We start from the raw sequence: 9,197 nt of genomic DNA, 5'->3' as shown, positions 1-9,197 counted from the left end.
TTCTTCTTCGACCAGGACCGCAAGAAGACACTCGCGTCGCGCGTGCCGGCGCTCGACAGGGTCGTCTACCACGGCAAGCTCGGCAGCCAGGGCGCGCGGGTGTCGCGCGTGCGCGACGTCGCGCGCTGGGTCGCCGAGCGGATCGGCGCCGACGTCGGGCGCGCCGACCGCGCCGCGCTTCTCGCCAAGGCCGACCTGCTCACCGACATGGTCGGCGAGTTCCCGGAGCTGCAGGGGATCATGGGCGGCTACTACGCGGCGCACGATGGCGAGCCGGCCGACGTGGTGCAGGCGATCCGCAACCAGTACGTGAACCAGCGAGGCCGCGAGGAAGGGCCGTCGACGAACCTCGTGGCCGACGCGCTGCTCATCGCCGACCGGGCCGAGAGCCTGGTCGGCATCTGGGGCATCGGCCTGAAGCCGACCGGGGACAAGGACCCGTTCGCCTTGCGCCGAAACGCACTGACGCTGATCAACGCCTTCGAGCGGGTCAGCGCCGCCTCGACGACGCCGCCACTGTCGCTGCGCGAGCTGCTGGAGCGGGCGGCGCAGACCTTCGATCCGGCCCTCGGTGCGCAGGTAGTCGACGAGCTGGAGGACTTCATCTTCGAGCGGCGCTTCCACCAGCTCTCCTCCCTGTTCGAGACGCGCGTGGTCGACGCCGTGCTCGGCCCGCGGCCGCCGCTGCACGAGACGCTCGATCGCATCCACGCGGTGCGCGACTTCCTGACCCTCCCCGAGGCGCCGGCTCTCGCTGCGGCCAACAAGCGCGTCGGCAACATCCTCAAGAAGAGCGGCGACAGCGGCAGCGGCGGCATCGACGCGGCGCTCTTCACGGAGCCGGCCGAGATCGGCCTCGCGGACGCGCTGCGCGGCCTCGGCGGCCAGGCCGACGCCGCCTTCCGGGCCGGCCGCTACGACGAGTCGCTACGCCTGCTCGCCGGCCTCAAGTTGCCGGTCGACGCCTTCTTCGACCAGGTCATGGTCAACGTCGACGCGCCCGCGGTGCGTGCCAACCGGCTCGCCTTGCTCGCCATGCTGCGCACGACGATGAACCGCGTCGCCGACCTGTCGCGGCTGGCGCAATGAGGGCGCGGCCATGAAGCTCGTGATCCTCGACCGCGACGGCACGATCAACGAGGATCGTGACGACTTCGTCAAGAACGCCGAGGAGTGGGTGCCGATCCCCGGCGCGCTGGAAGCGATCGCCCGGCTCAACCACGCCGGCTGGCACACGGTGGTCGCGACAAACCAGTCGGGCCTGGCGCGCGGCCTGCTCGACATGGCCAGCCTCAATGCCATCCACGCGCGCATGAACCGGGAGCTCGCGGCAGTCGGCGGCCGCATCGACGCCGTCTTCTTCTGCCCGCACGGTCCGGACGACGGCTGCGATTGCCGCAAGCCCCGGCCGGGTCTGTTCACGCGCATCGGCGAGCGCTACGGCATCGACCTGCACAAGATACCGGCGGTGGGCGATTCGCTGCGCGACCTGCAGGCCGGCGCGGCGGCCGGCGCCCTGCCGCACCTGGTGCGCACCGGCAAGGGCGCCGCGCTCGACGCTGCCGGCATCGGCGCCATCCAGGCGCAGGTCCCGGGCACGCTGGTCCATGCCGACCTGGCGGCCTTCGCGGCCCACCTCATGCTCGGCGAGCGGAAGCAGGGCGTGCGCGTCGAGGAGCCGGATTCCCTGTTCGGGGGCCTGCCATGACCGCCGCCCGAGCCCTCGCGGTGCTGCGCTCCGGCGTCTTCATCGCCTTCATGATCGCCACCGTCGCGCCGTGGGCGATGGTCGGCCTCGTCTACTCGCTGTTCGTGCGCGGCGAGCGCCTCTACTGGTACTTCGCCGGCTGGCTCGCCCTGTCGGTGTGGGCGGCGCGAGTGATCTGCGGCGTGCGCGCCCGCGTGCACGGCCGCGAGAACCTGCCCGACGCCGCCGCCGTCGTCCTGCCCAAGCACCAGTCGACGTGGGAGACCTTCGCGTTCCCGACGATCCTGCCGCGGCCGCTCTGCTATGTCTTCAAACGCGAGCTGCTGTACATCCCCTTCTTCGGCTGGGCGATGGCGCGCATGGACCTGATCCACATCGACCGCAGCAAGCGCGCCGAGGCCTGGAGCAAGGTCGCCGAGCAGGGCCGCCGCTACATGGCCGAAGGCAAGTGGGTGATCATGTTCCCGGAAGGGACGCGCTCGGCGCGCGGCGGCAAGGGCACCTACAAGGTCGGCGGAACCCGTCTCGCGGTCGAGACCGGCCACCCGGTGCTGCCGATTGCCGTGACCTCGGCGCGCTGCTGGCCGCGCAAGAGCTTCGTCCTCAGCCCGGGCGTGATCGACGTGTCGATCGGCAGGCCGATCGCCTCGACGGGCCGCGCCGCCGACGAGCTGATGCGCGAGGTCGAGGCCTGGATCGAGGCCGAGATGCGCCGCCTCGACCCCGAGGCCTACGAGCCCGGCGGTGCGCCCGCCGCGGCGGCGGCCTAGGACCCGATTACCGATGGGAGGTCCGGTCGTGCGAAGCCTGCGCCGACTCGCCGACGTGCTGCAGCGCAGCCTCTTCGAGGACCCGGGCGACCGCCTCGACGCGCCGGAAGAGGTCGCCCTCGCGCCGGCGCCGCCCACCGCGCCGGACGTGCTGCGCCACCCGCAGGCGACGCGCCAGACCTGCCTCGACGGCCAGACGGTGTTCTATGCGCTGCGCCGGTCGCGGCGGCGCACGATCGGCTTCGTCATCGGCATCGAAGGCCTCTCGGTCAGCGCGCCGCGCTGGGTGGCGTTGCGCGACATCGAGGCCGGTCTGCAGGAGAAGTCGACCTGGATCCTGGCCAAGCTCGCCGAGCAGCGCGAGCGCAACGCCCGCAGCATGGCGGCCCGCGTCGTCTGGCGCGACGGCACGACGATCCGCTACCTCGGCCAGCCGGTGCGCGTGGTCGTCGATCGCCGGCCCGCGCTCTCGGGCCAGCTCGTCCTCGTGGAGGCGACGCGGTCGGCGCCGGGCACCCTGCGCGTCGGCCTGCCGAGCGAGCCCGGCGCCGAGCAGCTGCGCGACGTCGTGCAGAGCTGGCTGCAGCGCGAGGCGCTGCGCATCTTCGAGGCACGCTGCGCTCACTTCGCGGTGCTGCTCGGCGTGCGCGTGACGCGCCTGACGCTGTCGTCGGCACAGACACGCTGGGGCAGCGCCAGCGCCAGCGGCGCCGTGCGCCTGCACTGGCGCCTGATCCACTTCTCGACGGCGACGATCGACTACGTCGTCGCGCACGAGCTCGCGCACCTGCGCGAGATGAACCACGGCACGCGCTTCTGGGAGCTCGTCCGCGCCGTCGTGCCCGAGGTCGACGCGGCCCGGCGCGACCTGAAGAGCGAGCGCCTCGCCGAGCTCGGCTGAGTCCGTGCCGCCCTCAGGCGGTGCTGAAGCGGAACACGCCGCCCGGATCGACGTGGCGCGTCAGCCGGCCGCGCAGCCACAGCGCGTGCAGGTGGGCGATCGACTCGCCGATGGCGAACGTCATCTGGTGCAGGTCGAGGGCCCGCTTGAAGAGCACCGGCACGAGGTCGAACGCGCTCTGCGGCGCGTCCCCGCAGGCGTGCAGGACGTCGACGAAGCGAGCATCGTGGTGGTCGCGCAGCTGGTCGATGCGCGTGTGCAGGCCCCGGAACGGGCGGCCGTGCGACGGCAGGACCAGGACGCCGGCGTCGATCGAGCGCATCGACTCGATCGATGCGAGGTAGAGCGTCAGCGGGTCGGCCTCGGGCTCGACGTCGACGACGCTGACGTTGGTGGAGATGCGCGGCAGGACCATGTCGCCGCTGATCAGCACGCCCCTCGCCTCGTCGTGGAAGGACATGTGCTCCGGCGCGTGGCCGTAGCCGACGTGGCACATCCAGTCGCTGCGCTCGGCGCCCGAGCCGATGGCGAGGGTCTTGCCGCCGAGCAGGCGGCGGTAGGTGTCGGGCACCGCCGGGACGAGGTTGCGGTAGTAGTTGATGCGCGATCGCACCTGGCCGACGGCGTCGGGGTCGGCGGCCATGCCGTGCCGGGCCATGAAGGCGGCCGAGAGCGGGCCGCCGAAGCCGGCGCTGGCGCTGCTCGCCAGCCGGGCGATGTTGAAGTCGGTGGCGCTGATCCACAGCTGCGCGTCCCAGCGCTGGCACAGCCAGTGCGCCGAGCCGATGTGGTCCGGGTGCATGTGCGTGACGATCACCCGCAGCACCGGCAGACCGTCGAGTGCGGTCTCGAAGATGCGCTGCCAGCCGGCCCGCGTCGCCGCATCGTCGATGCCGCAGTCGACGATGCTCCAGCCCTGGCGCAAAGCGCCGGTCGCGGCGTCGGCGAGCTCGTCGCGCAGCAGCCAGACGTTGACGTGGTTGAGCTGGAAGGGCAGGGCCATGCGCGCCCACAGGACGCCGGGAGCCACCGTGATGACGGCGCCGGGCTCCGGCAGGGCATCGGCGAAGGGATAGTCGAGCTGGCTTTCCAGGTCGTTCATGGGTGGAATTACACTTTACGTAAACGTCAACTTCGAGTGTAAGACGCGATGTCCGCCACCGCCCTGCCACGCGCCCGAGCCCCTGCTGCCGAAGCCGGCGCCACGGCGGCCAAGCCGGCAGCGTCGACCGTGGCGCGCCGCAGGCCCGCCGCTGCCGCGCCGACGCATTCCATCGGCGAGCTGGCGCGCGAGTTCGGCCTGACGACGCGGGCGATCCGCTTCTACGAGGACTGCGGCCTGCTGCGGCCGCGCCGGGCCGGCAGCAAGCGGATCTACAACGCCGGCGACCGCGTCCGCCTGACGCTGACCTTGCGCGGCAAGCGCCTCGGCCTGAAGCTCGCCGAGGTCAAGGACCTGCTCGACATGTACGACACGCGGCGCGACAGCGAGCCGCAGCTGCGCCGCTTCCTCGATGTCCTGGCCCGGCACCGGGCCCAGCTCGAGGAGCGCCTGGCCGACGTGCGCCGCACCCTCGACGAAGTGCTCGTCGAGCAGGCCGCGGCCGAGCGCCAGATGAGGGCGCGGAGCCGGGGATGAGCGTCGCCGCGCCGATGTTCCCCACCGCGCTCACCGACGCGCGCGCCTTCGCCATCGCCCGGGCGATGCTCGACGGCTTCGATCGCCATTACCGGCTGTTCCGCCAGGCCAGCGCCGAGGCCAAGGCGCGCTTCGAGGCGGCCGACTGGCCCGGCCAGCAGCGGGCGCAGGCGCAGCGCATCGAGTACTACGACCGGCGCGTCGCCGAGGCGACCGAGCGGCTGCAGACCGAATTCGACGCCGCGGCGCTGCCGATGGAGGTCTGGCAGCAGGTCAAGCTGCACTACATCGGCCTGCTGATCCGCCACTACCAGCCCGAGCTCGCCGAGACCTTCTTCAACTCGGTGACGACCAAGATCCTGCACCGCAGCTACTTCCACAACGACTTCATCTTCGTCCGCTCGACCGTCTCGACCGAGCACCTGGAGAACGAGGAGCCCGGGGCCCTGCCGACCTCCCGCGCCTACTACCCGACCCAGGGCACCCTGGTCGAGACCTGGCACCGCGTCGTCCACAACTTCCAGCTCGACCGCGAGTTCGAGGACCTCGACCGCGACGTGGCCAGCCTGATGGAGGCGGTGGCCGCGCAGCTCGGCCAGTTCCGCATGCGCGCCAACTTCCAGATCCAGGTGCTCTCGTCGCTCTTCTTCCGGAACAAGGGCGCCTACATCGTCGGCAAGATCATCAACGGCTTCACCGAGGTCCCCTTCGCGCTGCCGCTGCTCCATGGCGAGTCGGGCGGCCTGGTCATCGACGCGGCCCTCTTCGGCGAGGACGACCTGCAGCTGGTCTTCAGCTTCGCCCGCGCCTACTTCATGGTCCAGATGGAGGTGCCGTCGGCCTACGTGCAGTTCCTGAGCTCGCTGATGCCGAGGAAGCCCCGCTCCGAGATCTACAGCGCCCTCGGCCTGCAGAAGCAGGGCAAGAGCGTCTTCTACCGCGACCTGCTGATGCACATGCGGCACTCGTCCGACAAGTTCCGCATCGCGCCCGGGATCAAGGGCATGGTCATGCTGGTGTTCGACCTGCCGAGCTTCCCGTACGTCTTCAAGGTCATCAAGGACTTCTACCCGCCGCCCAAGGAGACCACGCGCGAGCTGATCCAGTCGAAGTACCTGCTCGTGAAGCGGCACGACCGCGTCGGCCGCATGGCCGACACGCTCGAGTACAGCGACGTCGCCTTCCCGCGGCACCGCTTCGAGGACGAGCTCGTCGCCGAGCTGAAGCACTTCTGCCCGAGCCTGCTCGAGGAGGACGGCGACTCGCTCGTCATTCGCCACGCCTACATCGAGCGACGCATGATCCCGCTCAACATCTACCTGCAGGACGCGACGCCGGAGCAGATCGCGGCGGTGGTGGTCGAGTACGGCAATGCGATCAAGGACCTGGTCCGCGCCAACATCTTCCCGGGCGACATGCTGTGGAAGAACTTCGGCGTGACGCGACTCGGCAAGGTCGTCTTCTACGACTACGACGAGATCGAGAACCTCGTCGACTGCACCTTCCGCCGCATCCCGGAGCCGCGCAACGAGGAGGAGGAGATGTCGGGCGAGGTCTGGTACCGGGTCGGCCCGAAGGACGTCTTCCCCGAGACCTTCGGCCCGTTCCTGCTCGGCAATCCGGCGGTGCGCGAGGTCTTCATGAAGCACCATGCCGACCTGCTCGACGCCGCCTTCTGGCAAGGCCACAAGGAGCGCATCATGGCGGGCTACGTGCATGATGTGTTTCCCTACGAGGCGCAGAAGCGCTTCGAGTCCCGGCGTGTCGCGCGCGCCGCAACGCGACACACCGCATCCACCGCATCCAGCTGACCCAAGGAGTTCCGCCATGGCCGACGCCGTCGTCATCGTTTCCGCCGCCCGCACCCCGATCGGCGGCCTGCTCGGGGATTTCAGCAGCCTCGCTGCCTACCAGCTCGGCTCGACGGCGATCCGCGCCGCCGTCGATCGCGCCGGCATCGGTGGCGACACGGTCGACGAGGTCCTGATGGGCAACTGCCTCATGGCCGGGCAGGGCCAGGCGCCGGCGCGCCAGGCGGCGCTCGGCGCCGGCCTGCCGCAGTCGGCAGGCGCCGTCACGCTGTCGAAGATGTGCGGCTCCGGCATGCGCGCCATGATGTTCGCGCACGACATGCTGAAGGCCGAGAGCGCTCAGCTCGTCGTCGCCGGCGGCATGGAGAGCATGACCAACGCGCCGCACCTGATGTTCGCGCGCAAAGGCATCAAGTACGGCGCCGCCCAGATGTACGACCACATGGCGCTCGACGGCCTCGAGGACGCCTACGACCGCGGCCGCGCCATGGGTGTGTTCGCCGAGGAGTGCGTCGCCCAGTACCAGTTCACGCGCGAGGCGATGGACCGCTTCGCCATCGCCTCGACCGAGCGGGCCAAGAAGGCCAACGAGAACGGCAGCTTCGACTGGGAGATCGCCCCGGTGACGGTGGCCGGAAGGGGCGGCGATGTCGTCGTCAAGCACGACGAGCAGCCGTTCAAGGCCAAGCTCGACAAGATCGCCGGCCTCAAGGCGGCGTTCAAGAAGGACGGCACGATCACCGCCGCGACGTCGTCGAGCATCTCCGACGGCGCGGCCGCGCTCGTGCTGACGCGCGAGTCGACGGCGGCCCGGCTCGGCCTGAAGCCGATCGCCCGCATCGTCGGTCACGCGGTGCATGCGCAGGCACCGAACCTGTTCACGACGGCGCCGATCGGCGCCATCCAGAAGCTGCTCGGCAAGACCGGCTGGGCCGTCGGCGACGTCGACCTGTGGGAGGTCAACGAGGCCTTCGCGGCGGTGACCATGGCGGCGATGGCCGAGTTCAAGCTGCCGCACGACATCGTCAACGTCCACGGCGGCGCGGTCGCCCTCGGCCACCCTATCGGCGCCAGCGGCGCGCGCATCGTCGTCACCCTGCTCGGCGCCCTGCGCAAGAACGGCAAGAGGAAGGGCGTCGCCGCGCTCTGCATCGGCGGCGGCGAAGCGACGGCGATGGCGGTCGAGCTGCTCTGAGGCGGCGCCGGCGCGAGCACGACCGGGCAGCCCCACGCGATGTTCGGCACGCACTCGCTCGAGCTGTTCGCGGCGACGGTCTTCGTCGTCAACGCGACGCCGGGGGTCGACTTCGCCCTCACCGTGACGCGCACCCTGCAGGGCGGCGTGCGGGCCGGCCTCGCCGCCGCGCTGGGCATCGTCAGCGGCTGCGTGCTGCACGCGCTGGCAGCGGCGTTCGGCCTGGCGGCGCTGCTGGCCGCCTCGGCGGCAGCGTTCACCGTCCTCAAGTGGGCCGGTGCGGCCTACCTGCTGTGGCTTGCCGCAGGCATGCTGCGCGAAGCGGGCCGGCCGCGGGACGCGGCCGCCGCAGTCGCGACGCCGGCTCCGGTCAGCACCCTGCGGACGTACCGCGACGGCCTCGTCACGAACGCGCTGAACCCCAAGATCGCCGTCTTCTTCCTCGCCTTGCTGCCGCAGTTCATCGATGCGGCCGCGCCCAGCAAGACCCTCGCCTTCCTGTTCCTCGGCGCCTGGTTCGTGGTCCAGGGACTGGCCTTTCTCGTCGCCCTGGTGCTGCTGGTCGCGCCGCTGCGCCGCTGGCGACCGGGCGACGGCTGGCGGCGTGCCTTCCAGGCCACCGCGGGTGGGATGTTCGGCCTGCTCGCCGCCCGCCTGGCGCTGAGCGAGCGGCCATGACGAAGGTGCTCGTCGTCGGCGCGTCGCGCGGCATCGGCCTCGAGTTCGTGCGCCAGTACCGCGCCGAGGGTGCCGAGGTCACGGCCACGGCGCGCGACGACGCCGGCCTGCAGCGCTTGCTCGGTCTCGGCGCCACGGCCTTGCGCCTCGACGTCGCCGACGCCGCCAGCGCGTCCGGCCTGGCCTGGCAGGTCGAGGGTGCCGGCTTCGACGTCGCCATCGTCAACGCGGGCGTCACCGCGGCCCGCGGCGGCGGCCTCGATGCGCCGAGCGAGGCCGACTTCGATCACGTCATGCGCACCAACGTCCTCGGGCCGATGCGCGGCTGGGTGAAGACGGACATGGGCGGGCCGGGCGCCGACATCGACGTGGCGACCAGTGTCGCCGGCATGCGCCGCGTCATCGCCGGGCTCGCGCCGGCGCAGAGCGGCAGCTTCCTCGACCACGACGGGACGCCGATCCCGTGGTGAGCCGTGGCGACAGCGAGGCGGCCAC

Annotated in this window: 10 protein-coding genes; 9 read left to right on the top strand and 1 reads right to left on the bottom strand. The window is 71.2% G+C overall.

Annotation, left to right across the window (positions count from 1 at the left end; genetic code table 11):
• The 4 genes from glyS to AC30N0_RS10455 all read left to right on the top strand — a co-directional run.
• A partial coding sequence (glyS, locus tag AC30N0_RS10470; protein WP_489517856.1) for a glycine--tRNA ligase subunit beta occupies window positions 1-1,089 on the top strand: 1,089 nt, incomplete at its 5' end.
• Between the two features lie 10 nt (window positions 1,090-1,099).
• The gene (gmhB, locus tag AC30N0_RS10465) at window positions 1,100-1,708 is read left to right on the top strand and encodes a D-glycero-beta-D-manno-heptose 1,7-bisphosphate 7-phosphatase (RefSeq protein WP_489517855.1); all 609 of its coding nucleotides are present in this window, start codon (window positions 1,100-1,102) and stop codon (window positions 1,706-1,708) included.
• Window positions 1,705-2,478 carry a lysophospholipid acyltransferase family protein gene (locus AC30N0_RS10460; protein ID WP_489517854.1) on the top strand — a complete coding sequence of 258 codons (774 nt, stop codon included), beginning with the start codon at window positions 1,705-1,707 and terminating at the stop codon, window positions 2,476-2,478. Before gmhB ends, AC30N0_RS10460 begins: the two co-directional genes overlap by 4 nt.
• Before the next feature lie 28 nt (window positions 2,479-2,506).
• Window positions 2,507-3,379 carry a M48 family metallopeptidase gene (locus AC30N0_RS10455; protein WP_489517853.1) on the top strand — a complete coding sequence of 291 codons (873 nt, stop codon included), beginning with the start codon at window positions 2,507-2,509 and terminating at the stop codon, window positions 3,377-3,379.
• A 13-nt stretch (window positions 3,380-3,392) separates the two neighbouring features.
• Here AC30N0_RS10455 and AC30N0_RS10450 read toward each other — a convergent pair whose 3' ends face one another.
• Entirely contained in the window at window positions 3,393-4,481 is a 1,089-nt protein-coding gene (locus AC30N0_RS10450; protein WP_489517852.1) for an MBL fold metallo-hydrolase, read from the bottom strand.
• A 48-nt stretch (window positions 4,482-4,529) separates the two neighbouring features.
• On the opposite strand from AC30N0_RS10450, the gene AC30N0_RS10445 reads away from it, so the two are divergent.
• The 5 genes from AC30N0_RS10445 to AC30N0_RS10425 are packed head-to-tail and all read left to right on the top strand — an operon-like array spanning window position 4,530 to window position 9,172.
• Complete coding sequence (locus AC30N0_RS10445; RefSeq protein ID WP_489517851.1) at window positions 4,530-5,018, top strand: MerR family transcriptional regulator; 489 nt, start codon at window positions 4,530-4,532, stop codon at window positions 5,016-5,018.
• Window positions 5,019-5,032: 14 nt separating this feature from the next.
• Window positions 5,033-6,829: a bifunctional isocitrate dehydrogenase kinase/phosphatase gene (aceK, locus tag AC30N0_RS10440; RefSeq protein WP_489517857.1), complete on the top strand. Its 1,797-nt coding sequence runs from the start codon at window positions 5,033-5,035 to the stop codon at window positions 6,827-6,829.
• 16 nt (window positions 6,830-6,845) lie between these two features.
• Window positions 6,846-8,024 (top strand): acetyl-CoA C-acyltransferase, encoded by a 1,179-nt coding sequence (locus AC30N0_RS10435; RefSeq protein ID WP_489517850.1) that lies wholly within the window; start codon window positions 6,846-6,848, stop codon window positions 8,022-8,024.
• 39 nt (window positions 8,025-8,063) lie between these two features.
• Window positions 8,064-8,702, top strand: a complete 639-nt coding sequence (locus AC30N0_RS10430; RefSeq protein ID WP_489517849.1) for a LysE family translocator — start codon at window positions 8,064-8,066, stop codon at window positions 8,700-8,702.
• The gene (locus AC30N0_RS10425; RefSeq protein WP_489517848.1) at window positions 8,699-9,172 is read left to right on the top strand and encodes an SDR family NAD(P)-dependent oxidoreductase; all 474 of its coding nucleotides are present in this window, start codon (window positions 8,699-8,701) and stop codon (window positions 9,170-9,172) included. Before AC30N0_RS10430 ends, AC30N0_RS10425 begins: the two co-directional genes overlap by 4 nt.
• Window positions 9,173-9,197: the final 25 nt, after the last annotated feature.

Origin of the sequence: Rhizobacter sp. (assembly GCF_031412495.1) — a bacterium.
Classification (GTDB): Bacteria; Pseudomonadota; Gammaproteobacteria; order Burkholderiales; family Burkholderiaceae_C; genus Schlegelella_A.
The sequence above is the reverse complement of the archived record's forward strand: the minus strand, read 5'-3'. Positions and strand labels throughout refer to the sequence as shown.